Raw genomic sequence first — 26,908 nt, 5'->3', positions numbered from 1 at the left:
ATGGACACCGATGAGCTGGCCGATGCCTATCGCCGGATGTGCCTCATCCGACGCATGGAGGAACGCGTCTCCACGCTGTATGCGCAGGACGTCATCCCGGGCTTCGTGCACACGTCGATCGGCCAGGAGGCCTGCGCCGTCGGTGCCCTGCTCCATGCGCGAGACTCCGATGTCATCACGTCGACCCACCGCGGTCACGGACATGTCTTGGCCAAGGGACTCGAGCCACGCAAGATGCTGGCAGAGCTCATGGGCAAGGAGACCGGCGCTTGCCGGGGGCGAGGCGGATCGATGCACGTCGCAGATCCTGAGCTCGGAATCTTCGGCGCGAATGGCATTGTCGGTGCCGGAATCCCGATCGCGGTCGGTGCTGCGCATGCCGCGCGTGATCGAGGTGACGGTGACGCCGTCATCTGCTTCTTCGGCGACGGCGCCATCGCGACCGGGGCGTTTCACGAGGCGGTCAACCTCGCGGCACTGTGGCGGCTGCCGATCGTGTTCTTCTGCGAGAACAATGGCTTCTCGGAGTTCTCGCGGGCTGAGGATCAACACCCCGTTCCGATCACGCAACGCGCCCTTGCCTACGGAATCGAGGTAGCCGAGCTCGATGGCGGAGACGTTGAAGCAGTCGCCGCCGGTATGCAGGATGTGCTGAAGCGAGTACGTGCAGGGGAGGGGCCGATCCTGGTCGAGGCATCGACGGTTCGGGTGCACGGCCACTATGAGGGAGACCAGCAGCGGTACCGTGATGCGACTGAGATGGCAGTAGATGTCGCCGCCGCAGATCCGTTGAGGCTGACACGTGCCCGCTTGGTGGGGCGCGGACTCTCCGAAGCAGATCTTGTCGCGATTGAGCACGAAGCCGTAGCGACGGTAGACGACGCCGAACAGTTCGCCCGGAGCTCGGCCGAGCCAGCGTCGGAGACGGCGATGGACTTTGTCTACGCACCACGCCGCGACGTGGTCGAACCGGCCGCGCCGACAGAAGATCAGCCTGTTCTGTCACAGTCGAAAATTATCCGTAAGGCTCTTGGAGATGCGCTTGATCATGACCCGTCGGTGTTCCTCGCCGGGATCGACGTGGCCGGCGGAAATGTGTTCGGGCTGACGCGGGGTCTCGCCGGGGAGCATCCTGGTCGTGTCCTCGACACCCCGATCTCGGAGACCGCGATCATGGGCCTGGGCGTCGGTGCGGCGATGGCGGGTCTGCGCCCCGTCGTTGAGCTGATGTACCTCGATTTCCTCGGCGTATGCCTCGACCAGCTCATGAACCAGGCCGCCAAGCTGCGGCTCATGACCGGCGGGGCGGTAACCGTCCCGATGGTCGTGCGCACGCAGTTCGGTTCGGGACGTTCATCGGGCAGTCAGCATTCGCAGAGCCTCGAAGCCATCCTGGCGCACATCCCGGGCCTGACGGTCGTCATGCCGAGTTCCGGAACAGACGCCTACGGTCTGTTGCGCAGCGCGATCGAGGATGACAATCCGGTCGTGTTCATCGAGCACCGGCTGTTGTACGAGCAGAAGTCCCGTGTGCCCGATGAGTCATTCCGGTTGCCGATCGGCAAGGCCAAGATCGTGAGAGCCGGCACCGACGCAACAATCGTGGCCTGGTCGCGCATGGTCACACACGCAGTTCAGGCCGCCGAGACCTTGCAGGCCTCGGGCATCAGCGTCGAGGTCATCGACCTGCGGACAATCGTCCCCCTGGATCGCGAGACGGTTCTGGAATCATTCGCCCGCACCAACCGCATGGTCATCGCCCAGGAGGCAGTCACTGACTTCGGCGTCGGGGCAGAGATCGCCGCGCTGGCCGTCGGCAGCGGATTCTGGTCGCTGGACGCACCGGTCGTCCGGGTCGGAGCCAGCTACTCGCCAGCGCCGTACGCGCCGGTGCTCGAGCGGGAGTGGGAAGCAGGCCCGGCCGAGATCATTGCTGCGGTCCACGAGGTCATGGCGTGTTGAGCGCGACCCGGCCGCACACCCTGGCATCGGAGATCGTTGACGGAACGCTGCCGCAGCGACTTCGGGCGTCCGCTGAACGGATGCCAGATGCCGAGGCGGTCGTCGACGACCAGGTCAGACTGACATACCGCGAGCTGTTGGACCACTCGTCCGCCTTCGCGTCGGTTCTTCGGGCGGGCGGTCTCGCACCTGGAAATGTCGTGCTGATCCAATTGCCGAACTGGTGGGAGACAGTCGTCGCGGTATGGGGTACGTGGCTCGCCGGCGGCGTGGTTCTGCCCGTCGTGCCGATCTACCGCGCCCACGAACTGACGTTCATCATTCGTGAGGTTGATCCAGCCGTCCTCATCGCACCCATGACCTATCGGGGCTATGACCATGCGGCAGAACTGCTCAATCTCGCGGGCGGGCGGCGGGTTGTCGGGGTGCGGATGGACCAGGACGTCGACGGAGTCGAACGATTCGAATCGATGCTCGAAGCGCGGCKGGGCGAACCCGACGCCCAGCCGGCCCCTGATGATGTCGCCCTGGTGCTATACACCTCGGGGACCACCTCGGCGCCGAAAGGCGCTCTGCACAGCCACCGAACGTTGCTGGCCGAGAGTCTCAGCATCCGCGAGACCTGCCGATTGTTGGCTGCCGACCGGATCTTCATGCCGTCGCCGCTCAGCCACATCACCGGACTTTCGTACGGCATCGTCCTGCCGGCCGATCTCGGGGCGGCGGCGGTATTGCTGGAGCGGTGGGATCCCGTCGCCGCCGTCGAAGTCATTGAGGCCGAACGCTGCACGTTCACGGTCAGCGCGACTCCCTTTCTGCGCGGTCTGGCCGACACCTATGCGCAGCGGACACCGTCACACTCTGCTCTCCTGACATTCGTCTGTGGTGGGGCCGACATTCCGCCCGAACTCGTTCGCCGGGCTCACGCGACGATGGATACGGCCGTCGTCAGAACCTACGGCTCCACCGAGATGCCGACCGTCGCGATGGCGGACCCCTTCGGTGATCTCTACGCTGCCGCCGAAGAAGAAGGTCCAGTGATCGGCCCCAACGAGATGCTCGTGCGAGCCGATGCCGATGGTCTCGACGAATTGTTGGTCCGAGGACCTGAGCTGTTCTTGGGCTACGTCGATGCGGCGCTCAACGAGGCGAGCTTCACCGACGACGGTTTCTTCCGTACGGGGGATGCGGCCGCGATCTCCGGAGGAACCTTGCGGATCCTCGGGCGTATCAAGGACATCATCAACCGCGGTGGTGAGAAGTACAGTGCGGCCGAGGTGGAGTGGGCGTTGTTGGCACATCCTGCCGTGGCCGAGGTGGCGATCATCGGGATGCCCGATGAGATCTTGGGCGAACGTGCGTGCGCGTTCGTGGTTCCAACAGGCGTTGTCGAACCCACTCTCGACGGGCTGCGGGAGCATCTGCTGGCAGCCGGATTTGCGGTCCAGAAGAGCCCTGAGCGATTGGAGATCGTGCGGGAGCTACCGCGAACGGCCAGTGGCAAGGTCCAGAAATTTCGGCTTCGTGAACAGCTAGGCTGGGCGAGGTTGCCTACCGAACGGGAGTTGCGCGCATGACAGCACGCGGGGGAAAGGCATCGGGAGACAACGGCAAGGGGGGCCTCGGCGCGACCGTCGGTCAGAACGTTCGGGCCGAGCGCGAACGGCTGGGCATCTCGGTGCGCGAGCTCGCTCGGCGGTTGGGCGTCTCTGCCTCGTTCTTGTCGCAGTTCGAGCTGGGGCAGAGCAAGGCGGCCGTCAACACGCTGTTTGCGATCGCGTCAGAGCTGAACCTGTCGCTGGACGAGCTGCTCGGCAGCAGTGTCGACACCGCGCGAGATGGCTCGATCGTCGAACCGCAGACTCCTGCGGCTGACAACAAGGCGGAGCTGGCGGTGCTCGCGGAGTACCTCACATTGCAGAGCGGCGTCCGCTGGAAGCGGCTGGCCGATACGCCCGCCGACCATCACGTCCAGTTCTTGTTGACCGAGTACGACCCGGGATCTGACTCTGCCCCCGGCGCCTCGCCGCAACGTCACGTTGGCGATGACTACGGCTACGTGCTCGAAGGTCAGCTGACGGTCGAGGTCGACGGTGCCGAGCAGACCTTGGGTGCCGGCGAGGCGATCCACCTGCGCGGCGACGTGCCCCACCGTCTTCGCAACACCTCCGACCAGCTCGTGCGAGCGATATGGTTCGTCGTCAGCTGACTCCCGGCGCTCGCGAGTCACTGCGTTACGTGCGGCGAGTCACTGGGGCGTACCCCGTTGACTCGCCGCACGTAATTTGCTGACTCCCCAGTGGTAATCGAGTGACTCGCGAGGGTTAGGGGGCGAGTTTGGCGGCTTCGGCGCTGTCGATGTATTCGTCGAGTCGCGTGATTCTTCCCTCGGAGTTCACAGTGATGACGGCGCAGGCGTGCAGGGCGACTTCTTCGCCTGTCGAGACCCGGGTGCCGCGCAGGACGTGCTGCTGGACCGCACCGCCGTCGAACACCGAGATCCGGCGCTCGGTGTAACGCCGGTCGGAGACCCAGCGGCTCATGCCGACAAGCAGCTTGGCGTTCTGCTCGACGGTCTGTTCGCGGTTGTCGTGGTTGTGCCAGATCACCGCGTCGGGGGTGTAGATCTCGAACAGGTCGGACGGATCTCCGGCCTCGGCCGCGGCGATGATGCGGTCGAGCAGGACGACGTGGGGATGGGTGGACGTGGGCTGGGTCATGGGATCCTCCGGTGATTGAGTCAGTTCGAACGGACGAGAGCTTCTTGTGCGACATGGCCGAGCGCCGTGCCGTCGACATCGAAGACGGCGGCCTCGATGAGGGCCCGGCCTTCGTGCGCCATGGGAGTTGTGTGCTCGAACAACATCCACTCGTCGGCGCGGATATCGCCACGGAACCACAGGCTGTGGTCCAAGGAGACGGCATTCCAACGGCTGGCCAGGCTGCGCTCGTGGCCGGTGGTGTGGCCATGCGGAGTGACGGCGGTCGACATCAGCATGAGGTCGCTGGCGTAGGCGAGCGCTGCTCGGTGCACGATCGGGTCGTCGGGCAATGGTTCGACGACCCTCATCCAGCTGGCGTTCGGGGGAGCCGCGGAGTGTGGCACCGGCTCAGTCGCGTCGGGCGCGAGCCGTACCTCGACCGACGCGAAATCGTCCCAGTACTCGCCGAGCCCGCCGTCGTCTGCCGCGACGTCGAGCAGATCGCGGCAGTCGTCGGGTGCGGGATGGGCCGGCGCGGCGCGGCTGTGCGACAGACCATCAGCTGCGACTGCGCACGAGATCGTGCTCCGGCACAGCAGACGATCTTCTTGCCAGGCGCCGACCTCGCGCGTCGCCATGGTGCGTCCGTCCCGCAGCCGGTTGACCCGATAGGTCACCGGGATACCTGAGCGGCCTGGCCGCAGGAAGGTGGTGTGGCTGGAATGGACGAGCTTGTCCTGCACGCTCGCGCCGGCGGCGATGATGGACTGGCCGACGAGCTGTCCGCCGAACAGTTGCGGGAGCCTGACCCCGTCGGTGGGTCCGATCCAGGTGTCGTCATCGGAGCGCTCGAGCGTGAACAGTTCAGTCAGACTCGATGTGGCTTGCATCAGCTGCTCGCGGCTGACTTGTTGCGGCGCGGCGGCAGCGGGAAGAAGCCGCTGGTGCTCGCGACGTACGCGTCGTACGCCTCGCCCTTGCTGCGACGCATACCGCGTTCGAGGACTGCCTTACCGCTGAAGCTGGTCAGCAGCTTGGTCATGACGATCGGCGAGACGATGGCGACGAGACCCCACGGGGCGCCGAGCGCCAGCAGGAACAGGCCGACCCAGACGCAGGCGTCACCGAAGTAGTTGGGGTGACGGGTCCAGCCCCACAGCCCTTGATCCATGACCTTGCCGGCATTGGCCGGATCGGCTTTGAAGCGGGCGAGCTGCCAGTCGCCGACGGCCTCGAACAGGAAGCCGATGAGCCAGATCGCGATGCCGATCGAGCCGATGATGCCGATGGCTTCGTTCTGGTACATCGCGAACTGCACGGGCAGCGAGATCAGGACGATCAGCGCGCCCTGCATGCCGTAGATGCGGCGGATCAGGAACGGGATGAGCGGCTGGTCCTTGCGCTGACGCATCATCGACGTATAACGCTTGTCCTGACCGTGGCCGGCGTTGCGCTTGCCGATGTAGGCGCCGAGCCGCAGACCCCAGATTGCGGTCAGCACGAGGACGACCAGGCGTCGGGTGTCGTCGCCGGGCCCTCCCGACGACATGAAATACGAGACGACCGCCGCGACGACAAATCCCGGCCCCCAGAAGATGTCGATGATCGACTGATTCTCGATCCGTATCGCGACGGCCATGATGATGCCGATGAACACGATGGTGGCGCCGATGACGGCGAGCAGATTGAGGGCGAGATCGCCCCACGGGATGTCGTTCATGAGTGGCTTTCTGGTGAAGGGGTGAGATTGGTTTCGAGACGCCCTCGTTCCTCGGGCTCCTCAACCAACACAGTGAGGATCAGGCGAGTTCGGACGCGAAGTCCAAGAAGCCCTCGTGGGCGTTGGTGTAGGTGTGCTGCTGTCCGCTGCGGCTCTTGTCGATCAGCCCGGCGAGTTCGGCCGGGTCGAGGGCGCCGGAGTTGTCATACGTGACGGTTCCGCTTTCGATCGCGTCGGCGACTCGCAGACCGTTGGAACCGGCGACGATGACCTGACCGTTGATCGTCGAAGCCGGATCGGCCAGTGCGCTGACGATGGGGGCGACCGCTTCGGGACGTAGCTCGTCGGCGTAGTCGGCGTCCATGCCGTCCTCGGTCATCTGGGTCGTTGCGTACGGCAGGATCACATTGGTCAATACGCCCTTGCTCGCGCCTTCGGCCGCGATGGAGCGCCCCATCGCGATGACCGCACCCTTGCTCGTGGCATAGGCCGAGACGGTCGGGAATCCGTGCAGACCCGATGTCGACGCGACCAGGATGATGCGGCCGCGTCCGGCTTCGCGCATGACCCGCATTGCGGCGGAAGCGACGAGCGCGGTGCCGGTCACGTTGATGTCGATGAGCTTGGTGAAGTCGTCGACGTCGAGCTTGTGGAACATCTGTGGGCCGGTGATCGCGGCGCTCGTGATGAGGATGTCGAGGCGTCCCCAGTTGTCGAGCGCGGCCTTGACTAGGGCGTCGGCGGTCGGAAGGTCGGCGACGTCACCGTAGTCGGCGACCGCTCGTCCACCGGCGGCGATGATCTCGTCGACGACGTAGTCGGCTGCGCTGCGACCGTCGGCATCGACGACTCGGTTGCGGTTGTTGACCACGATTGCGGCGCCTTGGGACGCCAGGTGCAGTGCGAAGGCGCGGCCGAGACCCTTGCCTCCACCGGTGACAATGGCGACCTGGCCGTCCAGAGGGCGTGTCATGCGGAGATCCTTTCGACGAGGACGGCGACGCCGAGCCCAGCGGCACCACTGACTGCGGCAACGCCGTAGCGTCCGCCGCGGCGTTCGAGCTCTTCGACGCAGCTGCCGACGAGGATCGCGCCGGTGGCGCCGAAGGCGTGCCCCATCGCCATGGTTCCGCCGTTGGGGTTCATCCGGTCGGGGCCGACGTCGAGGTCTCGCCGGAACCGCAGGCACAGGGCCGAGAACGCCTCGGCGAACTCGAAGACGTCGATGTCAGCGGGCGTCAGTCCGGCGCGGGCGATGACCTGCTCGACGGCGCTCTGTCCGGCAGTCAGCATCACGACCGGGTTGACCGAGGTCGACGCCGATCCGATGATGCGGGCGCGCGGTGCGATCCCGGCGCGCTCGGCGGCTTCGGCGGAGCCGACCAGAAGCAGCGCGGACGCGTCGGCCATCGCGGGGGAGGTGCCCACGGTGTGCAGGTGTTGGATCTCGGAGACTTCGGAGTGGACGCCCATCTCCTTCAAGGCGCCGAGTGCGATGGCGTCCTGGCCCGAAGAGCCGAGTTCGGCGAATGCGGACGGCAATTGGGCGAGCCCTTCCAGCGTCGTGCCGGGGCGGACGAGCTCGTCGTGGTCGAGACCGGGGCTATCGCCCTTGGCCGGGACGGGCACGAGCGAGCGGGTGAAGGCGCCGTCGGTGCGGGCCTTGGCTGCTTTGAGCTGGGTCTCAAGCCCGTAGGCGTCGAGCTTTTCGCGGCTCATGTCTTCGATCGTCGCGTTGAGGTCGGCGGCGATGCCCATGTGCACCGAGCCGATCGTGCGGATGATGTCGGCGTCTGCCCAGAGCGGACCTTTGTCGGCGAACATCGGCACGCGCGAGACGCTTTCGACCCCACCGGCGACGGCGAGTTGTAAGTCACCGCCACGGATGCGGGCCGCAGTCTGCCCGACGGCGTCGACGCCCGACGCGCAGAACCGGTTGAGCGTGTAGCCGGGAACGCTGTCGCCCCAGCCGGCCAGGAGCGCTGCGGTCCGGGCGATATTGCTGCCCTGTTCGCCTACCTGGGATGCCGAGCCGATCGCGATGTCGTCGATCTGTTCGACGTCGAGGGCATTGCGCTCGACGAGAGCTTGCTGCAGGTGCACGACCAGGTCGAGGGCCGAGTGGGCGTGCAGGCCGCCCTTGGGGCTCGCCTTGCCGCGGGGGGTCCGGACGTAGTCCAGGACGAAGGCTTCAGACATCGCTTCCTCATAACTGGCTGATTCAACTGGTGGAGATACTCTGTTAGTTGTAGTACGGTTGCCGCACATTGGCAAGCCCCGACGTGAGTGATGAAGAGGAGAGCGCGATGAGCGAGAACATCTGGGTCCTTGGTGGCTACCAGAGCGACTTCGCCCGCAACCTGACTCGTGAGGGCAAGGATTTCGCCGACCTCACCGCAGAAGTCGTCGACCACACACTCGAAGCCGCGTCGATCGGCGGAGCCTCGATCGGCGTTGTCCACGTCGCGAATGCCTTCGGCCAGTTGTTCACCGGACAGGGGCAGCTCGGCGCGATGCCGGCGACCGTCCGGCCCGATCTTTGGGGCACTCCGTCGTCCCGGCATGAGGCCGCCTGCGCATCCGGCAGCATCGCGGTGCTGGCTGCGATGGCAGATCTGAAGGCGGGGAACTACGACAGCGCTCTGGTCGTCGGGATCGAGTTGGAGAAGACCGTCAACGGCGACGCCGCTGCGGGGCACCTCGGAGCGGCCGCCTGGGTCGGCCATGAGGGCCAGGACGCGAAGTTCATGTGGCCGTACATGTTCAGCGAGGTCGCCGATGAGTACGACTCGCGCTACGGCATCGACGAGGTCCACCTGCGTGCCATCGCCCAGATCAATTTCGCCAACGCCAAGCGCAATCCCAACGCGCAGACCCGAGGCTGGGACGTTCCCGATCTGGTCGCCGGCGCCGGTCGTGACGACGCCACCAACCCGGTCATCGAGGGCAGGGTGCGCCGGTTCGACTGCAGCCAGGTGACCGACGGCGGCGCCGGTGTGGTGCTCGTCAACGACACGTACCTGCGCAACAACCCCGGCGTCAACGCCACTCCCCTCGCCCAGGTGCTGGGCTGGGGCCACCGAACCGTCGGGCTCGGCCTCGCGCAGAAGCTCGACCGCGATGCCGACAATCCCTACGTCCTCCCACACCTGCGCGATGCGGTCAACGACGCTTTCGATCGGGCCGGCGTCACGCTCGACGCTCTCGACGGCTTGGAGACGCACGACTGCTTCACCCCGAGCGAGTACGTCGCGATCGACCACATCGGCCTGACCGGCCCGGGGGAGTCGTGGAAGGCGATCGAGAACGGCGAGATCGAGATGGGCGGACGCCTGCCGATCAACCCCAGCGGCGGCCTGATCGGCGGCGGTCACCCCGTCGGCGCGAGCGGAGTGCGCATGCTGCTCGATGCCAGCAAGCAGGTCAGCGGCTCCGCCGGCGACTACCAGGTCGAAGGCGCGAAGACCTTCGGCACCCTCAATTTCGGCGGCAGCACCGCGACGACCGTCAGTCTCGTCGTCGGCTCGGCCGTCGCGTAACACCAACTGAGCAAGGAGCATCACGATGGACGTTGAAGTTGTCGGTCGAATCCTGTCCACCCTTCCTGCGGACGACGATCACCCCTACCGCTCCGGTCCGTGGCAGCCGCAGACCACGGAGTGGAAGGCCGATGACCTCGAGATCGTCGAGGGCGAGATTCCCGCGGACCTCGACGGCGTGTACCTGCGCAACACCGAGAATCCCGTCCACCCCTCGCTGAAGAACTACCACCCGTTCGACGGCGACGGCATGATCCACGTCGTCGGATTCCGCGACGGCAAGGCGTTCTACCGCAACCGGATGATCCGTACCGACGGCTTCGTTGCCGAGCAGGAAGCCGGTCAGGCATTGTGGGCGGGCCTTGCCGAACGTCCGTCGAGTGCGATCGCCGAAGGCGGTTGGGGTGCGCGCCGCCGGATGAAGGATGCGTCGAGCACCGACGTCGTGGTCCACCGGGGCGTCGCGCTGACGAGCTTCTACCAGTGCGGTGACCTGTATCGCGTCGATCCGATGTCGGCCGAGACGATGGGCAAGGAGTCGTGGAACGGCAAGTTTCCGTTCGAGTGGGGCGTCTCGGCGCACCCCAAGGTCGACGACCGCACCGGCGAAATGCTGTTCTTCAACTACAGCAAGGAAGCGCCGTACATGCACTACGGCGTCGTCGACGAGAACAACGATCTGTCGCACTACATCGACGTCCCACTGCCCGGTCCGCGGCTGCCGCACGACATGGCGTTCACCGAGAACTACGCGATTCTCAACGACTGTCCGCTGTACTGGGACGAGGAGGCGCTCAAGAAGGATGCGCACATCGCCCGGTTCCACCCCGAGACGCCGACGCGGTTCGCGGTCATCCCCCGCAAGGGTCAGACCAAGGACATCACATGGTTCGAGGCCGAGTCGACGTACGTTCTGCACTTCGTCAACGCGTATGAGGACGGCGACGAGATCGTGCTCGACGGCTTCTTCCAGGGCGATCCGGAACCTGCGGACAACGGTATGGGCAACCATTGGGAACGTGCCTTCCGATTCCTTGCCCTCGACCGCATGCAGTCGCGCCTTCACCGTTGGCGGCTCAACCTCGTGACCGGCCTCGTGAAGGAGGAGAGCCTCAGCGACACCATCACCGAATTCGGCATGATGAACGGCGCGTACACCGGCGGCAAGTACCGGTATGCGTACGCCGCGACCGGCAAGCCGTCGTGGTTCCTGTTCGACGGACTCGTCAAGCACGATCTGAAGGACGGCACCGAGGAACGCATCTCGTTCGGCGACGGTGTCTATGGCAGTGAGACCGCGATGGCGCCGCGCATCGGCAGCACGGGTGAGGATGACGGCTATCTCATCACGATCACGACCGATATGAACGTCGACGCCTCATTCGCGCTGGTCTTCGACGCTGCTCGCGTGGGTGACGGTCCGGTGTGCAAGCTCAAACTGCCTGAACGGGTGTCGAGCGGCACGCACTCCACGTGGGCGCCGGGTTCGGACCTGCGTCGCTGGCAGACGTCCGACACAGCCGCGGACGCCGTCGGGCTGTAGCGATGGACGCCCCGAACCTCTCCACGGAGCTGGAGACCAAACCCACGAAGCTCGAGCCGGGCGCGACCAATGCGATCGGCCGGACGCTCGGCGTGCTCGGCGACGAGTGGACGTTGCTGATCATCCAGCAGGCATTGCAGGGTTTGGGCCGGTTCGGACAGTTCAAAAAGGCGCTGCCGATCTCGAACTCCGTGCTGACGAGCCGGTTGAATCTGCTGGTTCGTGAGGGGCTGCTGCGCCGTCACGTCTATCAAACCAATCCGCTGCGTGCCGAGTACCTCGTGACGGACCGCAGCCGCGCGCTCTGGCCGGTCATGCTGGCGATCTGGGAGTGGGAACGGCGCTGGGTCGATCAGAGTTCGACGCTGCCGACGATGCGTCATTCGCTGTGCGGCAGTGATTTTTCGCCGGTTCTCACGTGCGGGGCGTGCGAGAAGGCGGTCGAGGCCAAGGACGTCGTCGGTGATTGGGGACCGAGCGGATCGTGGGAGCGGTCGGTGCCCGAGTCGGTGACCCGGCGACGGTCGGACTCTGACCCGTCGCACTCCCTGGCCGGTCTGTTCCCCGAGACGATGCTGGTGTTCGGCAACCGGTGGGCCTCGGCGCTGCTCGGAGCTGCGTTCCGCGGGGTCACTCGCTTTTCGGACTTCGAGTCGAACCTGGGAGCGCCGCCGACTCTGGTGGCCGAGAGGCTGCGTGCCTTCGTCGCGATCGACGTGCTCGTCGCGACGCAGAACCCGCAACGTCCCGATTGGGCCGAGTATCACCTGACGGAGAAGGGGCGGGCGTTCTATCCCGTCATCGCGGCGGTTCTGCAATGGGGACAGGAATGGTTCCAGGCCCCCGAGGGCCCTGCGATGGACACCCGACATCCCGCTTGCGGTGCACCGTTCGAGGCGACATTTCGCTGCGATCAGTGTCAGGCAGTCCTGACAGGCCACGACATCACGATCGTCGATCGCGTTACTGAAGGAGATCAGAAGGAATGAGCGCCAAGACTCTCGCGGACGTGATCCGCGCCAATAATGCGGCGTGCCCCGACTCGCCAGCCATCGTCGGCGAGGGCCGGTCGGTCACGTACGGCGAGCTGTCGTCGCGCTCGGACTCCATCGCGTCAGGGCTGGTGGCCGCAGGTCTGTCGGCCGGGGACCGGGTGGCGTATCTGGCCCGTAACGCCACGGAGTATTGGGAGCTGTTCTTCGCCGCCGCCAAGGCTGGCGTCGTGATCGTGCCGCTCAACTTCCGGCTGTCGGGCCCCGAGATCGCCTGGATCCTCGATGACGCCGATCCGTCGGCGATTCTGGTCGAGGACCACCTGACGTCGCTGGTCCCGGCTGACTGGACGGGTCTGCGACTCGTCTTCTCGCAGACCGATTCACTCTCCGTGGCTGACGGCTGGACGGCGTTCGAGCCCTGGCTCGCCGAGCAGCCGGCAGTGGATCCGGGGAGGGAACTCGGTGGCGATGCGCTGTGCTCGCTGATGTACTCCTCAGGGACAACGGGACGTCCGAAGGGCGTGACCACGACCGTTGCGGGGATGCTCTGGGCGGTCGAAGCATTCGGGGCCCTATTCAATCCTTCGCCGTCATCGGTGAGCCTCGTGCCGACGCCGTACTACCACATCGCGGCCGGTGGCTGGTCGCTCATCACGCTGGCCACGGGTGGCAGGATCGTGCAGTTCACCGAGGTCACGCCGCAGAACATGCTGGGTCTTTTGGTCGGTCACAAGGCGACGCACGTCATCATGGTGCCGACCGTGATGCAACTGTTCATCACGAGTCCTGAGGCTTCGGCGGCCGACTACTCCAGCGTCGAACACGTCGTCTACGGGGGATCGCCGATCTCCGAGACGGTCATGCTCGGTGCGCAGAAGGTCTTCGGCGCGCAGCTCTCGCAGAGCTACGGCCTGACCGAGACGATCGGCGTCACGACGTTCCTGCGTCCCGAAGACCACGTGGTCGGCGAGGACAGCAAGCTGCGGTCTGCCGGCCGTGCCGTTCCGGGGCTCGAAGTCGCGATCATTGATCCCGACACCAGGGAGCTTTGCGAAACGGGGGTCGTCGGCGAGGTCGTCACCCGCGGTCCCGGCGTCACGCGCGAGTACTGGCGCAACCCCGCAGCCACGGCCGATGCCTTCTGGCCCGGTGGCTGGTTCCGCACCGGCGACGCCGGATACATGGACGCCGATGGATATGTCTTCCTCAAGGACCGCATCAAGGATCTGCTGATGTCGGGTGGCGAGAACATCTATCCCGCCGAGGTCGAGAACGCGATCATGGCGCACCCCGCCGTGCAGGAGGTCGCCGTGATCGGCGTCCCGTCGGAGAAATGGGGTGAGACGCCGCTCGCGGTGGTCGTCCCGAAGAGCGGCGAGACGATCGACGAGGCCGAGCTCATCGCGTTCACCCGTGAACGGCTCGCGCACTACAAGTGCCCGACTGCCGTCGAGGTGGTTGAACAGCTGCCCCGGAATCCCTCCGGGAAGGTTTTGAAACGAGAGCTCCGCGCCCCATGGTGGGCCGGACACGACAGGAGCATCGGATGAGCTTTACCACGATTCGCCAGGTCATCATCGGCACCGGAGACATGGAGAAGGCAAGCGCGCAGTTCCAGGAGACGTTCGGTCTGGCCGAAGGTTTCGCCGACCCGCTGCTGGAGCCCTTGGGAATCGACGACCAGACGTTCCGGGTCGGCCCCGAGGCGCACCTCGAGCTCGTGGGTGCGCTGAAGCCCGAAGCTGCGATCGCCGGCTGGGTCGCGAAGGTCGGCGGCATCGGCGGTGGCTACGGCCTGTCGATCCAGGTCGACGACCTGGCACCCTTCGTCGCCAACGCGGCCGAGCTGGGTGTCCGGACGATCGAGGATCTCGAGGTCTACGGCCACCGCATCATCCAGCTGCATCCCGGCGACCTCGGACTGCTCATTGAGCTCGACGAGATCGCCGACCCCGAGAAGTGGTTCTGGGACGATGTCGAGGCCGAGGTGCCCGCCGCTCCGCTCATCGACGAAGTGCTCGCAGTCGAGGTCAGCTCTCCCGACCCGGCCGTCCAGTCGGCCAAGTGGGGACAGCTGTTCGGCCTCGAGGTCGCGACAGTAGACGGCATCCCGTGCATCGAGCTGGGCTCGCGGACCGTGCGCTTCGTCCGGGGCGATGTCAAGATGATGACCGCGATCGACCTGGGCGTTGTCGACGGCGCTGAGATTGCCGAGCGTTCCGTCGAGATCAGCGGAGTGACGTTCAACCTGATCTGAGCTTGGTCGACAAACTACCCGTCACGCCGGGCGGCGGTGTAGTTTGAGCGTCGATCATGTCTGATCGGCAGGTCACACTTTCCAGGGGGAATTTAGATGATGTCAACAGCCCGACGCTTTCCACGGGCGCTCGCGCTCGGCTCCGCGATGACGGCTTTGGCGCTCGCCTCGGTCGTCAATGTGGCACCGGCGAACGCCTCAGGCACTGGCGCCACCTGTCCTGAGGGGCGATTCTGCCTCTACTTCAACTCGGATCTGAAAGGCGCCCGGGCCGATCTCGCGGTGACCGACGCCGCACTGACCAACGAGCTCTTCGACGACGGCCCGGTCGGTGCCAACGGTTGGAAAGTCGTCGTCAACAACAACGCGGCGTCTTACTGGAACCGCACCGGCAAGGAGTTCATCGTGTTCGATGGGCAGAAGTGCACGTACGGCGAGACCGGGATGGCTCTCGCCCTGCGGCCCGGGACCAAGGGCAGCCTGAACAGCAGCGTGAACAGCATCTACCTCAAGAACAAGGTCTCGTCGATCAAGGTTGTCGGCCCCGGCATCGCGCGGACCGGCTGCTCGACGTACCCCGACCAGTCGAAGTACTAGGCCGTGGGCAAGGTCGTCATGTACAGCTCGGTGTCGGTGGACGGATTCATCGCCGACAAGGACGACCAGCCCGGGCCCTTGTTCGACTGGTTGTCCAGCGGGGACATCCCGTTGGGCGACAGCGGAGTGCTCAACCCGTTGTGTTCGGGTCGGGCAAACGCTTCTTCGGATCGGTCGACGCGCAGCATGTGTTGGGCGATTCCGACGTGGTGATTCAGGGCGACCGCGTGCTCCACGTGTGCTATCAGGTGCGCCGTTGACGTAGGGCATCTGCCGGGCGGAAGAGATGACCTGATTCAGCGCCGGCGCCCGGGACCTATCGCGTGAACATGACGTGGGTCGTGCCGCTCTCGGCCACTTCCGTCGTGACCCTGTGGGTGAGCTCGAGGCCGCCGAGTTCGTCCCAGAATCGATGCCCTCGGCCCAGGACGATCGGCGCGATCGCGACGTGCAGGTCGTCGACCAGGCCGGCGCGCAGGAAGTCGCGCGCAGTGCTGCCGCCGCCGCCGACGCGCACGTCGAGGCCATCGGCAGATGCGACGGCCTCGGCGAGCACGTCCTCGATCGCGCCGCTGCGGAAGTGGAATGTCGTCCCACCCTGCATCGGCATCGCCGGGCGCGGGGCCGTGTGCGTGAGGACGTAGACAGGGAAACCGAACGGCGGTTCGTCGCCCCACCACCCCTTCCAGTCCGGATCGTCGGGGAAGGTGTGGAAGCCGAACATGCCCGCGCCCAGGATCTCGGCGCCGACACCGTCGAAGTACGCAGCGGCGTAGGAGTCCTCGATGCCGGTCGTGCCGTTGCCGGTGGTGTCGCCGAAGACGCGCTCCTGCATCGTGCGGGTCGCGGTGTAGGCGGCCATGAGTCTGCCCCAGTCCTGTCCCATCGGGTCTTCTGGCGACTGGCCGGCCGAGGTATAGCCGTCCAGCGAGATGTTGATGTCTACGCGAACGCGTGTCATGTCAGATTCCCTTCGAGGTGGAGCAGGTTCTAGTTGATGATCTCGCCGCGTTCATCGTCGAGGATCGCGGCCAGTCTGTCGCGCCAGGCCTGCAGCGCGTCGGGAGTCAGGCGCGTCCACTCGGTCACTTCGCCGACGACCCGGAGGGGTTCGGTGCTGCGGTAGGACCGGGTCGGGTTGCCGGGGAACTTCTTGTCGGTGACGTTCGGATCGTTCTCGAAGGCACCCGTCGGCTCGACGGAGTAGACGCGAGGGATGCCCTCGCCGGCCGCGAGCTCTGCCGCGAGGCCGGCACCATCGACCAGCGCGGTGAAGTAGATGTGGTTCATCACGATCTCGGGCCGGTAGTTCGACCGGAAGCCTGCGGTCAGGAGCTCGCCCACCTGCAGCTCGGCTTTGGTGCCGTGGAAGAACGGCCTCGCGTCCAGCACATCGCTCATCTGCTCAGCGTACGGGCACGTCAGCCCTGTTCGAGGCGGAGAGCCGTGTAGCGTCCGGGGGTGCCCAGTCCTCGCCGATCCAGTGCTCGACGGCGCAGCGCGTCGCCGCGGCCGTTGCCCGCGGCCGAGGCGGGCGAGCGGGTGTGGGCGCTCGACGTCCCGTATGGGATGCAGGTCGACGGCGCTACGTGGCATCCGGCGGTCAAGACCCATCTGTACGTCGGGCGAGCCTTACCCGTGCACCTGGTGCCGTACGCTCCGGGGCCCTACACGCTCGGTCGGTTCATCGAGAACTCCCTGAACCCCGGTGATCCGACGCCCAGCCCCGAGCCGACAAATGCTCTTGAGCCCCGGAAGATCCAGTTCGAAGCCGCCGACGCGATCGCCGAGCGTGCCGCGGCGGGTGGTCGACTGTTCCTGCTGGCCGACGAGCCCGGTGTGGGCAAGACGATCTCGGCCGTCCTCGGGGCCACGGCGGTCGGCGATCTCCGTAGCGCGCGGCGGGTGCTCGTCGTGGCCGACCGGCCCGCGGCCATCACCATCGGCCACTGGTGCCGGACGATCACGGCGTTGGGCGACGGGGGACTGGAGTGGGTCGTGATCACGTGGGACCGGCTCGAGAAGGTCAAGGACCACACGTGGGACGTGATCATCGCGGACGAGGCTCATGCGCTGCGACGCACGACGACGAAGCGGTGGAAGCTCTGGGCGACCGTCTCGGGGTATGCGCGGCCACATGACAAGGCGCCGTTCGTCATCGCGACGACTGCGACTCCCGGGCACACGCCACTCGAGCTGCCATATCTTGCTCCGGCCTATGCGCAGGTGCTCGGCGAGCCGATGCGCGAATGGGCGTCGGCGACGCAACGTGGGGCCGCGTTCGCCACGGCGCTCGAACGCCACGGCGTCGGGGTGGAGCACGGCCGCTACGGCGCGACCTGGACGACGGACCCCGCTCGACGTGCGGCGGACCTCAAGCTGGTGCGCGGCTGGCTCGCCGACGAGCGACCTCCCGCCATGCTGCACCGCGCGGCGCCGTGGGGGCCGGTGCCGATCTCAGGCATGCCGGTGACGCTCACGCCTACGGAGCGGATTGCGTACGAGGCTGAGTGGGGAGAGTTCTGTCGTGAGATGGACATGGCGCGACACGGACGCAGTGTGGCGAAGGGTCGAGCCGCGCTGCTGCGCTTCCGGCAGAAGGCCGGGCTGATCCGCGTCGACTCGACCGTCGCCTGGATCGCCCAGCAGGTCCAGGCTGAGCGTCAGGTTGCTTGCTCGGTCGAATTCGTCGCGACCGCCGCTGATCCGATCGTCGACCGGCTGCGTGAGAGCGGCATCGAGGTCGCCACGATCTATGGCCGCGACCGGTTCGATGTCGAGGCCGAGCGGCTCCGATTCCAGACTGGACAGGCGAAGGTCTGTGTCTTCACGACGGTCGCCTCGATCAGCCTGCACGCCGGGGAGACCCTCCCGGACGGTCGCCAAGCGAGCACCGAGCCGCGGGTCGGCATCTTCCACCAGGCCCGCTTCTCGGGGATCGCCGCACGACAGGTGACAGGTCGCACCCACCGCGATCACCAGGTTTCGCCGTGGCACATTGCGTATGCCGAGGGCACGGTCGAGGAGCAGGTCGGCAAGGTGATGGTGGAGCGGATCGCCGCAGCCTCCGACACGGCGGGAAGCGACACCGCCGGCCTCACGGAGCTCGCGCAGCTGCTCGGGGCCGACTGGCTGCCGACCACGACCTTGGCCGAAGACGGCGTCTGAACGGGCTTGGCCGCGACAAGGGACATCGGCACAGCGGACGATCGAGGCCTGGTCGGCGACGATACAAGGTTGGTCAGTTCGCTTATGCCAGATCGCCTTCTATCAAAGTTTAGGTCCTTAACCTTTGATGGAATGGGTCTTCTTGAAAGGAAAGATGAGTCTTTCCCAGCCGCGAGCGCAGCGTTGGAGGAGCTCCGCCTTGCGGGAATCCTGACGCAAAGTCGATCGAATGTGGCGCCAAGGCGTATGTCGCGCGCGAGGTCTTAAATCTCATCACGTTGTCCGAACGGGCGCTCGCGAGCACCCAGTTCGATACTCGGGTTTCAGCGCCGAGTAGTGGTGTTCCAGCTCATCCGCACGGTTGAACCTCCCAGCATGGGCGAGGACACCATGAGTTCGTTGCCTGGCGGGGACTGCTGTCATGTTCAATAGGCTCGTCCGAGCAATGCGGGCGTGGGCGATGATGAGGTGATCGGGTGTTCGAGGCCAGCATTCCGGTCTCACGGAGCGCGAGCGGCTAGACCGCCGAATTCAACGAGGACGACTCTGGACGTTGTTCCGCCGAACTCTGGATGTGCCCGTGGCATTGTTCCTTCATGAGACTGCCGCAAATGCTCCAGGATCCAGATGATGGACGTGCCTTGAAGGCTCTTCGCCGCTATTTCGGAACTCACGACAACCCAGAGTTCTTTACGGGCGCACGCTTCGATGCGTGGGACAGTACGGGCACGCGGTGGGCTGATCGCGACCGATTCACGGCTGATGACCTGGTGGCCGTCACCTTTCTCTCTGTGAATGTGTCGGCCGCCGCCGCTATTTCGCTCCTTGACTCTCGAGCTGGCAAGTTCGCGGAACTTCTTGCCGCTGTTGGTGACGACCGTGACTTGGTCGACGAAAGCGCGGGGTGGCGTGACGATTGGGCGGGATGGACCTTGTGGACCGAGCTTCTCAGCCTTCCTGGGGTCGGCCCGACCACAGCCAGCAAGTTGTTCGCCCGCAAGCGTCCTCGGCTGAGGCCGATCTACGACTCAGTGGTGGCGGACGTGATTGGCTCGAATCAGATCTGGGAACCTTTGCGGCTCCTCCTTGTATCTGATCCCGCCTTTCACGAGCGCCTCCTGAGACTCCGTCGCGATGCTGGGCTGACGGATCAGGTCTCCGCTCTTCGGGTGTTTGATGTCGTGACCTGGATGGAAGGGAAGTTCGGACCGAGTTAGGTGCTTTCCCCGATCGCGTACGACTTGTTCACCGCCGCTCCTGCGCGGTACAGGTGTTGGCTACTAGTATCTGTGGGACCCGTATGGGGCTTGAAGATGACGAGGTTGAGTTTGCTGAAGGTCTGGCACGCAATCCGTCCCGGGAAAGACCGCCCCACACGCAACGCCATTGCTCTCGCCGTTGCATTTGCGGTCGTGATCGGGCTCGGCTCGTTCTGGGATTTCCATCAGTCTTCGGACGGCCCCAGAGAGACGGCCACCGTGGTGGCACGGCACGAAGCGGGTCCCGCAACCTGTCCTGGAGTCGGGCGGAGACAGTGGGATCCGAAGTGGGATGTCACGTGGAGGTCAAAGAACCCGCCCGCAGGACTTCCAGCAGAGTTCGTGGTGGAGCGGGTGTGTGATGAAAACGAAGTCGGCGACACGGTCGAGATCATTCGGGTGATCAAGGACGGTCGGACGAAGGTCTATCAGGATGTGGCCCAAAACCAGCACGAAGTGCTCGAGTTGGGGGCGTGGACTTTCGTGTTTGTCTTCTTGATTGCGCTGACTGGCGGGTGGCTCCTGTTTGGACTGAGCCGTCTATGGCGTCGTGTTCGCCGTACGGAGCGCAGTTAGCCTGTGAGTTCCACCGCTCGTATGAATGCCAGCTTTGTGAAGGCGTCTCAGCTGGCTTGGACCACGAACTCTTGGTCGGCTAAACGCTCGACTCCACTTTTGCCGCCATGCGCCTTATCGCGCGTGTATTCGAATGTGAACGAGCCGATCTCCGCTACGCCCGGCTTTCTCGGACGGACGGTCAGTACGAGGAATTCGCCTTCCATCAACTCGGTGCCCCAGCGGAGGGTTGTACCTGGGGTGACCTGCCGAGACTTCAGACAGTATTCATCCAGCGTGGGTGCGTTGACGGCTCCACCGCCGCCCAGTTTCCCGTTCGGGGTGTCTCGAGGCAAGCACACCGAGACTGTCGCGACAGCATCCGAAGTGTTGCGCTGAAAATGTGCTGTCGCCGATTGAAATGTGATCGTTTCGGGATCTTCCTTCCCCTTGTACGGCGCCATGAATCCAATCTGCATTGTCGATGACTTGACCGGCACAGGATCGGAAACGATGCCGAAGCCGCCCATACGTGGACCAAGCACTTGCGCCTGTCCGCCATGTTTGTCGCTCAAACGCCAGAGGACGGTTGCAGCGATCACGGCAGCGACGGTCAGTGCGGCGAGGAGCGCAACCCATCTGCGTATCGGTCGGTGCGAGGTGGCAGGAGCGGCAGTGGTTGTCACCCGAACAGTATGCCGATATGCGTGAGATTGGGTCCGTGGTTCTGCGAGAACCGCGCCAGCAAACCGGCTTAGTTAGGCATCATCGTGCAGGCGGGCATACCGTGGGCATGTCCCGTCCCACGAGCACCTCGAGGCTGATCACCGTGACGCGCTTGGCACCAGAGACGGTCGTGCTGCACCGTCATGAACTGTCCTACGTCGACAGCGGCTCCGGCCCGGCTGTGCTCTTCATCCACGGCATCCTCGGCTCGCAGCGGCAGTGGGAGCATCTGATCGACGCGATGGACGACGACCACCGTGTGGTCATGCCCGACCTCTTCGGCCACGGCAAGTCAGCCAAGCCGTTCGGCGACTACTCGCTCAGCGCCCACGCCGCCGCGATGCGGGACCTGCTCGACCATCTCGGGATCGAACGGGTCACCGTGGTCGGACACTCGCTCGGCGGCGGGATTGCGATGCAGTTCTTCTACCTCTTCCCGGAGAGGGTCGAGCGTCTCGTCCTGGTCTCCAGCGGAGGGCTGGGTCGTGAGGTCAACCTCGTGCTGCGCTCGGCGACGTTGCCCGGCGCCGCGCAGGTGCTCAGCGTCGTCGCCTCCGCGCCCGTGCTCTCGCGCGTCGAGGCGCTCGGTCGGGGTGCGTCGAAGATCGGGTGGAGGCCGGGTGCGGACGTGGGCGCGATCTGGCGCGGGTTCAGCTCACTCGGCGACCGGGAGAGTCGCCGGGCCTTCCTCGCCACGACCCGTGCCGTCATCGATATCGGCGGGCAGAGCATCAGTGCCCACGACCACCTGCAGGACGCGCTTCCCGTGCCGACCATGATCGTGTGGGGGTCGAAGGACCGGATGATCCCGGCCTCGCACGCGCTGAGCGTCGAGAAGGAGCTGCCCGACTGTCGTGTCGAGATCTTCGACGGTGCGGGCCACTTCCCGCACCTGGACGACCCTGACCGTTTCGCGCGGGTGCTCCGCGAGTTCATCGCGGACGACGGGCCGCGCCGGCAGTCGGCGCCGGACGTCGACTGACCGGTGCGGTGATCGTCGGCATTCTGCTGCATCTGGCTTCATCGTCCCGGCTCGGTTCCTCTCGGGTCTGAATGTTCAGAGGCCCTTCTTGCCGGTCGCCCAGTAGGGCTTGGTGGTCACGGATCGGCGGTCCAGGATCCCATTGGCGATCAGGGCTCGGCGCTGTAGCTGGATGGATCCGGCGTGCCCGAGGAGGAGAGCGCCGTCGATGCCGGCGAGGTCGTCTTGTACCAAGGCTTCGTCGAGCCACCTCTGCGTTGCCGTTCCCGGTGTGGTGTCGGCGGGGAGCAACTCGTAGGTGGGCCAGTGTTCGCGGAGAGGGGCAACCGACTCCGGGGGGACTTCCAGCACCACACGCGGTGCCCGGCTTGCCTCGGCGTAGGCCTCGAAGGTGCCGAGCGACGATCCGTCCCCGAGCAGGAGCGGGCGGTCACCGTGGACACGCAAGGGCCGGTGCTTGGCGGCGACAAGAGTGACCACTCTGCCTGGCCGCAGTTGATGCATCCAGGCGGTGCCTGGTCCGTTGGCGTCGAGGGCGACAAGGACGCGGATGCGGTCTGGTTCGAGAACGCGGTAGGCGGTGTAGCGCCGCGCCTCCGTGGTTGTAGCCATAATCTGCAACTCGTGACCGGGCTTCCAGCCTCCCGATGGCGCTTCGACGTGGAACTCGATGTCGAGAAAACCGGGGGCGGGCTCAGCGACGTGGAAGACCCGGGCGGGATAGCCGCCCAGTCTCTCGGCGAGCCTGGCAACCAGGGTGGGAAATGTGGGCATGGATCCTCCCTTTCAAAGCCTCTGGGTCGCGGAATGCTCCGAGTCGGTCTCGGCCAGGGCGGGAATGACAGCAGACGCCTCCGGATAGGTCTCCAGGGCGAGGGTGACCTCGACCTCGATCAGCGCTTCGGCTGCGAAGAGTGCGTGCACGCCGACCAGAGTGCTTGCCGGGGGTTCGGCGTCGCTGTTGCGCAGCGGACCGACGATGTCGTGGAGCAGCGCAGCGGAGTAGTCCACGACGTAGATGGTCTCTTTCACTATGGCGTCTCGTCGGAGAGCCAAGGCATGGAGAGCAGTGTCGATGTTGCGCGCGATCTGCTCTGCCTGTTCTCGGTGACTCCCAAGTCCGACCCAGGTGCCGTCGGGGCGCTGGGCGACCTGCCCGGAGAGGAAGGCGAGAGGACCTGTCACCTGGACGATCTGGCTGATGAAGCCCGGGGCTCCGTGAAGCCCCGTGGGATTCAGGCGCTGGATGCTCATCGACCGGCGTCTGCGCTGGTTGCGTCGGCACTGGCGCCGGTCAGCGTGTACCCATCCGGGCGGACGATGATCGACCCGACAGCGGGCAGGTCGCCGACGTCGAGGCGCGCCGCCTGCACGTCGAGGAGCGGGACCCGGTCGAGGGAAGCGGGCATCGGGACCGCCTGGTGGCCCGGCACGGTCACCCGGATGAACTGTCCTTCTGCCAGCGCGTGATGCAGCGTCGATCCGTCCGCGAGCGGCAGGGCCGGGACACGTATGCCGGCCAGAGATGCTGGTTCCGCGTCCGCGACCAGCGGGTGCGGGTAGGACACCGAGAATCCGGATACCTCGCCAGCCATGGCACGGTTGGCTTCGGGAACAGCGAGCAAACCGCTGACGACATCGCGCAGGTACCTGTTCGCCGGGCCGAAGTCCGACGCGAGCTGGTATTGCGCGACGGTGTTGGCGAACAGGCGTTCCCCGACGGGTCGCCGCTCGCTCTCATAGGTCTCGAGAAGGTTCTCCGGGACTCGACCGGCCGCGACCAGAGCGAGCTTCCAGCCCAGGTTCATTGCATCCTGCACTCCCACATTCAGGCCCTGGCCGCCCATGGGCGCGTGTATATGCGCGGCGTCTCCTGCCAGGAGCAGCCGGCCGCTGCGGTAGGAGGAAGCCAGCCGCGTCTCGTTGGTGAAGCGGGTCAGCCACGAGGCATCCCGCGCGCCGAAGTCACTGCCCGTGGTCCGTCGCAACGACTCCCTCAGTTCCTCGAGCGTGAGGGGCTCGTTCTGGGGCACGTGCTTGCGAGTGGTGTCGAGAACGATGACCCGGGAGTGCACGCCGTCACCGGAGGGGATGATGTTCGCTCCACCGAGCTCGTTCTGCCCTCCACCGAGGGGAGCGCCAGCGGGAAGGTCCAGAACGACGTCGCCCATTGCGATGGACTCCGTGGCCGCCAGACCCGGGAAGTCCATGCCTGCCGTGCGACGAACGATGCTCCGCGCACCATCCGAGCCGACCACCCAGCGGGAGAAGATCACGGAGCCGTCCTCAAGAGTAAGGTCGACCTGGTCCCCTCGGTCCTCGATCCCGACGACGACCGCTCCACGGCGCACGTCGACGCCGACGCCAATCGCGTGCTCCTCGAGGATCGCCTCGGTCCGGGACTGCGGGATGAACAACGTGAACGGATACGGCGAATCGAATCCTGTGAAGTCGAGCCGAGTATCGAGGCTCGCGAAATGCCACGTCGGGATCGGCCGACCCACCTCCAGGAAGCGCGACGAGAGCGCCCGCAACCCGAAGGTCTCCAGCGTCCGGCCATGGATCGTCAGCGCACGCGACTGTCGTACACGCTCGACCCGACGCTCCAATAGGACGACGCTCGCCCCGCCCAGTCGTGCTTCCGCCGCCAGCCACAGACCTACCGGGCCACCTCCGACAACGACGATATCCACAACATCCGATGTTTCCTTAACACTGTTAGTCACATTCGCAATGCTTGCCTAACACTGTTAGATTGTCAAGGAGGAGGTATGGGATGAAACGCCGTCAGATTGTCGAGGAAGCCGTCGCTCTGCTCGACGAGGCAGGGTATGAGGGGGTGACGATGCGCGTCCTGGCGACGCGGCTGCAGGTGAGCGCTCCCTCGTTGTACTGGCACTTTCCGTCCAAGCAGGAGCTATGGGAGGACGTCGCCGACGAGCTCGTCGAGGGCGTGGCAGCCCGGTCCGCCGACGAGACCAACTCGGACGAGCGACTCCTCGCGCTGCTCGCCGACTTCAGAGCCGCGCTGCTGCGACACCGAGATGGAGGGCGCGTGTTCGCCGGCACCTTCACACTCGGGTCGCACATGCTCGACCTCAGCGAGACAGCGACTTCGCTCTTGCGTGAGGCAGGCATCCCCGAGCCCGGAGACGCGCTCGACGCATGGTTCAACCTGGTCCGCTTCACTATCGGATCGGTCATCGAGCAGCAAGCCACCGCCGATCAACTCGACAACCTGACATCTCGGCGCGCCGCCTTCGACAACGCCACAACCGCACGACCAGCACTGCGCGCCGCAGCAGACCGGCTCTTCGCGCCCAACGAGGACCGACGTTTCCATGAGGGTGTCCGCCATCTCATCGCAGGTGCGAAGGGCCCCTCACCGCAGCCCTCTCCCTGATGGCGTACTGGATACATCTAGCTGCTGCAGCCAATTAAGAGCGCGGCCCCAGGCGCCGGAGGTTCAGTCGTCAGGCCAGGTCGACAGTGGGGATGGCGGCGACGGCGGTGCGGGCGATGGCGAGGACCTCGTCGGTCGAGCCGCCGTCGCGGGCGCAGCCCGACATGCCACGCATGATGGCCAAGAGGAACGACGCCAGCTCGTCGGGCTGAACGGTGGCGGGGAGGTCGCCGTCCGCGACACCTCGCGCGATGCGGTCGGTGAGCTTGCCGTGCAAGGCCTCACGCTGCGCGGTGAGACGGGGTTCAGTCAGCAACAGGCAGCCGAGCGGTGTGTCGTTGGCGGTGTGTGCGCGGGCGGTGCCCTCGAGCATCTGGGTGATGGCCTCGCGGACGGTCGGTTCAGCCATCGCACGGTCGACGCCCTCGCACGTCCGGCGGAAGTACAGGTCGGAGGCCTCGTTGAAAAGGCTGTCCTTGTCGCCGAACGCCGCATAGAGGCTCGGGGGGGTCACGCCCATCGCGCTCGTCAGCATCGCGATGGAGGTCTCGTCGTAGCCGGTGCGCCAGAACTGCTCGACGGCCGCCGCCAGCGCGGTGTCGCGGTCGAAGCTTCTCGGTCTTCCTGCCATGGGACCAGCATAACGTAGTGATCGTTATGGAATGTGGTACGTTGAAGATCTAATCCATAGTGATCGTTACAGAAAGAGATTCCCATGCAGTTGAACAACGCCGTCGTGCTAGTGACCGGAGCCAACCGAGGGATCGGTGCGGAGTTCGTCGCTCAGCTCAAGCAGCGCGGAGCGTCCAAGATCTACGCGGCCTCGCGCGACGGCGCCATTGACGTGGACGGTGTCGAGCCCATCAAGCTCGACATCACCGACCCCGCGCAGATCCACGCTGCAGCGGCCGCGGCAAGCGATGTGCAGGTGCTGATCAACAATGCAGGGATCTCGACCGGCACGTCGGTCGTCTCCGGCGACGTGGCCGACATCCGTCGCGAGATGGACACCAACTTCTTCGGTCCGCTGCTCATGACGCAGGCATTCGCCCCCATCCTCAAGGCCAACGGGGGAGGTGCCATCGTCAACGTCGTCTCGGCGCTGTCGTGGTTCACCCTCCCGAGCGCCGGCGCCTACGCCGCGTCCAAGGCGGCTGCGTGGAGCCTCACCGACAGCACGCGGCTTGAGCTCGCCGACCAGGGCATCCAGGTCGTCGGCGTGCACATGGGTCTGGTCGACACCGACATGACTGCGGGCACCGATGCCCCGAAGATCTCGCCCGTGTCCCTGGCCGCGGCTGGTCTCGACGCGATCGAGTCGGGCGCCGACGAGGTGCTGGGCGACGACTGGGCCAAGCTCGTGAAGTCGGGCCTCACCCTGACCCCGTCGGAGCGGTACGAGCAGCTCTTCGCCGCCCTGTCCGGGAGCTGATCACGGCAGCGCAGCGACAGTTTTGGGGTTGTCCACAGCCCGTGATCGCAGGCGAAAGTGGTGTCGGT

28 protein-coding genes are annotated in these 26,908 nt (G+C 65.6%); 15 read left to right on the top strand and 13 right to left on the bottom strand.

All coding sequences use genetic code 11. The features are described 5' to 3' along the window. Genes ACXJKC_RS06980 through ACXJKC_RS06970 form a run of 3 tightly spaced genes read left to right on the top strand, consistent with a single transcriptional unit; the run spans position 1 to position 4,171 of the window. The gene (locus tag ACXJKC_RS06980) at positions 1-1,962 is read left to right on the top strand and encodes an alpha-ketoacid dehydrogenase subunit alpha/beta (RefSeq protein ID WP_456695966.1); all 1,962 of its coding nucleotides are present in this window, start codon (positions 1-3) and stop codon (positions 1,960-1,962) included. Continuing rightward, positions 1,956-3,539, top strand: a complete 1,584-nt coding sequence (locus tag ACXJKC_RS06975; protein ID WP_456695965.1) for an AMP-binding protein — start codon at positions 1,956-1,958, stop codon at positions 3,537-3,539. The genes ACXJKC_RS06980 and ACXJKC_RS06975 overlap by 7 nt, the downstream gene beginning before the upstream one ends. Further along, a complete protein-coding gene (locus ACXJKC_RS06970) occupies positions 3,536-4,171 on the top strand; it encodes a helix-turn-helix domain-containing protein (protein WP_456695964.1) in 636 nt (211 codons plus the stop codon). The genes ACXJKC_RS06975 and ACXJKC_RS06970 overlap by 4 nt, the downstream gene beginning before the upstream one ends. A 115-nt stretch (positions 4,172-4,286) precedes the next feature. On the opposite strand, the gene ACXJKC_RS06965 is transcribed toward ACXJKC_RS06970, so the two are convergent. The 5 genes from ACXJKC_RS06965 to ACXJKC_RS06945 form a co-directional block, all read right to left on the bottom strand. Then, entirely contained in the window at positions 4,287-4,682 is a 396-nt protein-coding gene (locus tag ACXJKC_RS06965; protein ID WP_456695963.1) for a nuclear transport factor 2 family protein, read from the bottom strand. A 20-nt stretch (positions 4,683-4,702) separates the two neighbouring features. Next, entirely contained in the window at positions 4,703-5,554 is an 852-nt protein-coding gene (locus tag ACXJKC_RS06960; protein ID WP_456695962.1) for an acyl-CoA thioesterase, read from the bottom strand. Continuing rightward, positions 5,554-6,384 carry a DUF1295 domain-containing protein gene (locus ACXJKC_RS06955; RefSeq protein WP_456695961.1) on the bottom strand — a complete coding sequence of 277 codons (831 nt, stop codon included), beginning with the start codon at positions 6,382-6,384 and terminating at the stop codon, positions 5,554-5,556. The genes ACXJKC_RS06960 and ACXJKC_RS06955 overlap by 1 nt, the downstream gene beginning before the upstream one ends. Positions 6,385-6,463: 79 nt before the next feature. Next, the gene (locus ACXJKC_RS06950; RefSeq protein ID WP_456695960.1) at positions 6,464-7,357 is read right to left on the bottom strand and encodes an SDR family NAD(P)-dependent oxidoreductase; all 894 of its coding nucleotides are present in this window, start codon (positions 7,355-7,357) and stop codon (positions 6,464-6,466) included. After that, positions 7,354-8,583 carry an acetyl-CoA C-acyltransferase gene (locus ACXJKC_RS06945; protein WP_456695959.1) on the bottom strand — a complete coding sequence of 410 codons (1,230 nt, stop codon included), beginning with the start codon at positions 8,581-8,583 and terminating at the stop codon, positions 7,354-7,356. Before ACXJKC_RS06945 ends, ACXJKC_RS06950 begins: the two co-directional genes overlap by 4 nt. A gap of 107 nt (positions 8,584-8,690) precedes the next feature. Here ACXJKC_RS06945 and ACXJKC_RS06940 point away from each other — a divergent pair, with 107 nt between their 5' ends. The 6 genes from ACXJKC_RS06940 to ACXJKC_RS06915 all read left to right on the top strand — a co-directional run bounded on the left by ACXJKC_RS06940 (position 8,691) and on the right by ACXJKC_RS06915 (position 15,315). After that, the gene (locus ACXJKC_RS06940; RefSeq protein WP_456695958.1) at positions 8,691-9,923 is read left to right on the top strand and encodes an acetyl-CoA acetyltransferase; all 1,233 of its coding nucleotides are present in this window, start codon (positions 8,691-8,693) and stop codon (positions 9,921-9,923) included. Positions 9,924-9,948: 25 nt separating this feature from the next. Then, positions 9,949-11,466 (top strand): carotenoid oxygenase family protein, encoded by a 1,518-nt coding sequence (locus ACXJKC_RS06935; protein ID WP_456695957.1) that lies wholly within the window; start codon positions 9,949-9,951, stop codon positions 11,464-11,466. Between the two features lie 2 nt (positions 11,467-11,468). Next, positions 11,469-12,455, top strand: coding sequence for a winged helix-turn-helix transcriptional regulator (locus ACXJKC_RS06930; protein ID WP_456695956.1), 987 nt, complete (start codon positions 11,469-11,471; stop codon positions 12,453-12,455). Then, a complete protein-coding gene (locus ACXJKC_RS06925; RefSeq protein ID WP_456695955.1) occupies positions 12,452-14,011 on the top strand; it encodes a long-chain-fatty-acid--CoA ligase in 1,560 nt (519 codons plus the stop codon). Before ACXJKC_RS06930 ends, ACXJKC_RS06925 begins: the two co-directional genes overlap by 4 nt. Continuing rightward, on the top strand, positions 14,008-14,718 hold the full coding sequence (locus tag ACXJKC_RS06920) for a hypothetical protein (RefSeq protein ID WP_456695954.1): 711 nt from the start codon (positions 14,008-14,010) through the stop codon (positions 14,716-14,718). The genes ACXJKC_RS06925 and ACXJKC_RS06920 overlap by 4 nt, the downstream gene beginning before the upstream one ends. Positions 14,719-14,814: 96 nt before the next feature. Continuing rightward, the gene (locus tag ACXJKC_RS06915) at positions 14,815-15,315 is read left to right on the top strand and encodes a peptidase inhibitor family I36 protein (RefSeq protein ID WP_456695953.1); all 501 of its coding nucleotides are present in this window, start codon (positions 14,815-14,817) and stop codon (positions 15,313-15,315) included. On the opposite strand, the gene ACXJKC_RS06910 is transcribed toward ACXJKC_RS06915, so the two are convergent. The 3 genes from ACXJKC_RS06910 to arr all read right to left on the bottom strand — a co-directional run bounded on the left by ACXJKC_RS06910 (position 15,312) and on the right by arr (position 16,716). Beyond that, complete coding sequence (locus ACXJKC_RS06910) at positions 15,312-15,551, bottom strand: hypothetical protein (RefSeq protein WP_456695952.1); 240 nt, start codon at positions 15,549-15,551, stop codon at positions 15,312-15,314. The two genes, ACXJKC_RS06915 and ACXJKC_RS06910, sit on opposite strands and share 4 nt — an antisense overlap. A gap of 80 nt (positions 15,552-15,631) precedes the next feature. Further along, positions 15,632-16,276 (bottom strand): dihydrofolate reductase family protein, encoded by a 645-nt coding sequence (locus tag ACXJKC_RS06905; RefSeq protein ID WP_456695951.1) that lies wholly within the window; start codon positions 16,274-16,276, stop codon positions 15,632-15,634. A 29-nt stretch (positions 16,277-16,305) separates the two neighbouring features. Next, complete coding sequence (arr, locus tag ACXJKC_RS06900) at positions 16,306-16,716, bottom strand: NAD(+)--rifampin ADP-ribosyltransferase (protein ID WP_456695950.1); 411 nt, start codon at positions 16,714-16,716, stop codon at positions 16,306-16,308. Positions 16,717-16,776: 60 nt separating this feature from the next. Here arr and ACXJKC_RS06895 point away from each other — a divergent pair, with 60 nt between their 5' ends. The 3 genes from ACXJKC_RS06895 (at position 16,777) to ACXJKC_RS06885 (ending at position 20,318) form a co-directional block, all read left to right on the top strand. Then, positions 16,777-18,483: a helicase gene (locus ACXJKC_RS06895; protein WP_456695949.1), complete on the top strand. Its 1,707-nt coding sequence runs from the start codon at positions 16,777-16,779 to the stop codon at positions 18,481-18,483. Between the two features lie 596 nt (positions 18,484-19,079). Then, a complete protein-coding gene (locus tag ACXJKC_RS06890; protein WP_456695948.1) occupies positions 19,080-19,700 on the top strand; it encodes a DUF6308 family protein in 621 nt (206 codons plus the stop codon). Positions 19,701-19,805: 105 nt separating this feature from the next. Then, positions 19,806-20,318, top strand: coding sequence for a hypothetical protein (locus ACXJKC_RS06885; protein ID WP_456695947.1), 513 nt, complete (start codon positions 19,806-19,808; stop codon positions 20,316-20,318). 47 nt (positions 20,319-20,365) lie between these two features. Here the strand turns inward: ACXJKC_RS06885 and ACXJKC_RS06880 are convergent, their stop codons facing one another. Continuing rightward, positions 20,366-20,899, bottom strand: coding sequence for a hypothetical protein (locus ACXJKC_RS06880; RefSeq protein WP_456695946.1), 534 nt, complete (start codon positions 20,897-20,899; stop codon positions 20,366-20,368). Positions 20,900-21,126: 227 nt separating this feature from the next. Here ACXJKC_RS06880 and ACXJKC_RS06875 point away from each other — a divergent pair, with 227 nt between their 5' ends. After that, positions 21,127-22,005, top strand: coding sequence for an alpha/beta fold hydrolase (locus ACXJKC_RS06875; RefSeq protein WP_456695945.1), 879 nt, complete (start codon positions 21,127-21,129; stop codon positions 22,003-22,005). 75 nt (positions 22,006-22,080) lie between these two features. Here the strand turns inward: ACXJKC_RS06875 and ACXJKC_RS06870 are convergent, their stop codons facing one another. From ACXJKC_RS06870 to ACXJKC_RS06860, 3 genes are read right to left on the bottom strand one after another with little or no spacing between them, the layout of a single operon-like run. Beyond that, positions 22,081-22,779 carry a hypothetical protein gene (locus ACXJKC_RS06870; protein WP_456695944.1) on the bottom strand — a complete coding sequence of 233 codons (699 nt, stop codon included), beginning with the start codon at positions 22,777-22,779 and terminating at the stop codon, positions 22,081-22,083. Positions 22,780-22,791: 12 nt separating this feature from the next. Beyond that, positions 22,792-23,259 (bottom strand): RidA family protein, encoded by a 468-nt coding sequence (locus ACXJKC_RS06865; RefSeq protein ID WP_456695943.1) that lies wholly within the window; start codon positions 23,257-23,259, stop codon positions 22,792-22,794. Next, positions 23,256-24,698, bottom strand: a complete 1,443-nt coding sequence (locus ACXJKC_RS06860) for an FAD-dependent monooxygenase (RefSeq protein WP_456695942.1) — start codon at positions 24,696-24,698, stop codon at positions 23,256-23,258. Before ACXJKC_RS06860 ends, ACXJKC_RS06865 begins: the two co-directional genes overlap by 4 nt. An 83-nt stretch (positions 24,699-24,781) precedes the next feature. Here ACXJKC_RS06860 and ACXJKC_RS06855 point away from each other — a divergent pair, with 83 nt between their 5' ends. Continuing rightward, positions 24,782-25,408: a TetR/AcrR family transcriptional regulator C-terminal domain-containing protein gene (locus ACXJKC_RS06855; protein ID WP_456695941.1), complete on the top strand. Its 627-nt coding sequence runs from the start codon at positions 24,782-24,784 to the stop codon at positions 25,406-25,408. A 70-nt stretch (positions 25,409-25,478) separates the two neighbouring features. Here the strand turns inward: ACXJKC_RS06855 and ACXJKC_RS06850 are convergent, their stop codons facing one another. Then, positions 25,479-26,039 carry a TetR/AcrR family transcriptional regulator gene (locus ACXJKC_RS06850; RefSeq protein ID WP_456695940.1) on the bottom strand — a complete coding sequence of 187 codons (561 nt, stop codon included), beginning with the start codon at positions 26,037-26,039 and terminating at the stop codon, positions 25,479-25,481. Positions 26,040-26,123: 84 nt separating this feature from the next. On the opposite strand from ACXJKC_RS06850, the gene ACXJKC_RS06845 reads away from it, so the two are divergent. Beyond that, positions 26,124-26,840 carry an SDR family oxidoreductase gene (locus tag ACXJKC_RS06845; RefSeq protein WP_456695939.1) on the top strand — a complete coding sequence of 239 codons (717 nt, stop codon included), beginning with the start codon at positions 26,124-26,126 and terminating at the stop codon, positions 26,838-26,840. Positions 26,841-26,908: the final 68 nt, after the last annotated feature.

The organism is Aeromicrobium sp. P5_D10, from assembly GCF_054049535.1.
This window is presented reverse-complemented; position numbering and strand designations above follow the sequence as displayed.

Bases quoted from the DNA above. Each gene is read 5' to 3' on its own strand.
- ACXJKC_RS06955 (WP_456695961.1), bottom strand. From the start codon at position 6,384: ATGAACGACATCCCGTGGGGCGATCTCGCCCTCAATCTGCTCGCCGTC.
- ACXJKC_RS06845 (WP_456695939.1), top strand. From the start codon at position 26,124: ATGCAGTTGAACAACGCCGTCGTGCTAGTGACCGGAGCCAACCGAGGG.
- ACXJKC_RS06935 (WP_456695957.1), top strand. From the start codon at position 9,949: ATGGACGTTGAAGTTGTCGGTCGAATCCTGTCCACCCTTCCTGCGGAC.
- ACXJKC_RS06960 (WP_456695962.1), bottom strand. From the start codon at position 5,554: ATGCAAGCCACATCGAGTCTGACTGAACTGTTCACGCTCGAGCGCTCC.
- ACXJKC_RS06905 (WP_456695951.1), bottom strand. From the start codon at position 16,276: ATGACACGCGTTCGCGTAGACATCAACATCTCGCTGGACGGCTATACC.
- ACXJKC_RS06980 (WP_456695966.1), top strand. From the start codon at position 1: ATGGACACCGATGAGCTGGCCGATGCCTATCGCCGGATGTGCCTCATC.
- ACXJKC_RS06915 (WP_456695953.1), top strand. From the start codon at position 14,815: ATGATGTCAACAGCCCGACGCTTTCCACGGGCGCTCGCGCTCGGCTCC.
- ACXJKC_RS06925 (WP_456695955.1), top strand. From the start codon at position 12,452: ATGAGCGCCAAGACTCTCGCGGACGTGATCCGCGCCAATAATGCGGCG.
- ACXJKC_RS06920 (WP_456695954.1), top strand. From the start codon at position 14,008: ATGAGCTTTACCACGATTCGCCAGGTCATCATCGGCACCGGAGACATG.
- ACXJKC_RS06850 (WP_456695940.1), bottom strand. From the start codon at position 26,039: ATGGCAGGAAGACCGAGAAGCTTCGACCGCGACACCGCGCTGGCGGCG.
- ACXJKC_RS06870 (WP_456695944.1), bottom strand. From the start codon at position 22,779: ATGCCCACATTTCCCACCCTGGTTGCCAGGCTCGCCGAGAGACTGGGC.
- ACXJKC_RS06970 (WP_456695964.1), top strand. From the start codon at position 3,536: ATGACAGCACGCGGGGGAAAGGCATCGGGAGACAACGGCAAGGGGGGC.
- ACXJKC_RS06855 (WP_456695941.1), top strand. From the start codon at position 24,782: ATGAAACGCCGTCAGATTGTCGAGGAAGCCGTCGCTCTGCTCGACGAG.
- ACXJKC_RS06940 (WP_456695958.1), top strand. From the start codon at position 8,691: ATGAGCGAGAACATCTGGGTCCTTGGTGGCTACCAGAGCGACTTCGCC.
- ACXJKC_RS06890 (WP_456695948.1), top strand. From the start codon at position 19,080: ATGAGACTGCCGCAAATGCTCCAGGATCCAGATGATGGACGTGCCTTG.
- arr (WP_456695950.1), bottom strand. From the start codon at position 16,716: ATGAGCGATGTGCTGGACGCGAGGCCGTTCTTCCACGGCACCAAAGCC.
- ACXJKC_RS06930 (WP_456695956.1), top strand. From the start codon at position 11,469: ATGGACGCCCCGAACCTCTCCACGGAGCTGGAGACCAAACCCACGAAG.
- ACXJKC_RS06950 (WP_456695960.1), bottom strand. From the start codon at position 7,357: ATGACACGCCCTCTGGACGGCCAGGTCGCCATTGTCACCGGTGGAGGC.
- ACXJKC_RS06965 (WP_456695963.1), bottom strand. From the start codon at position 4,682: ATGACCCAGCCCACGTCCACCCATCCCCACGTCGTCCTGCTCGACCGC.
- ACXJKC_RS06865 (WP_456695943.1), bottom strand. From the start codon at position 23,259: ATGAGCATCCAGCGCCTGAATCCCACGGGGCTTCACGGAGCCCCGGGC.
- ACXJKC_RS06945 (WP_456695959.1), bottom strand. From the start codon at position 8,583: ATGTCTGAAGCCTTCGTCCTGGACTACGTCCGGACCCCCCGCGGCAAG.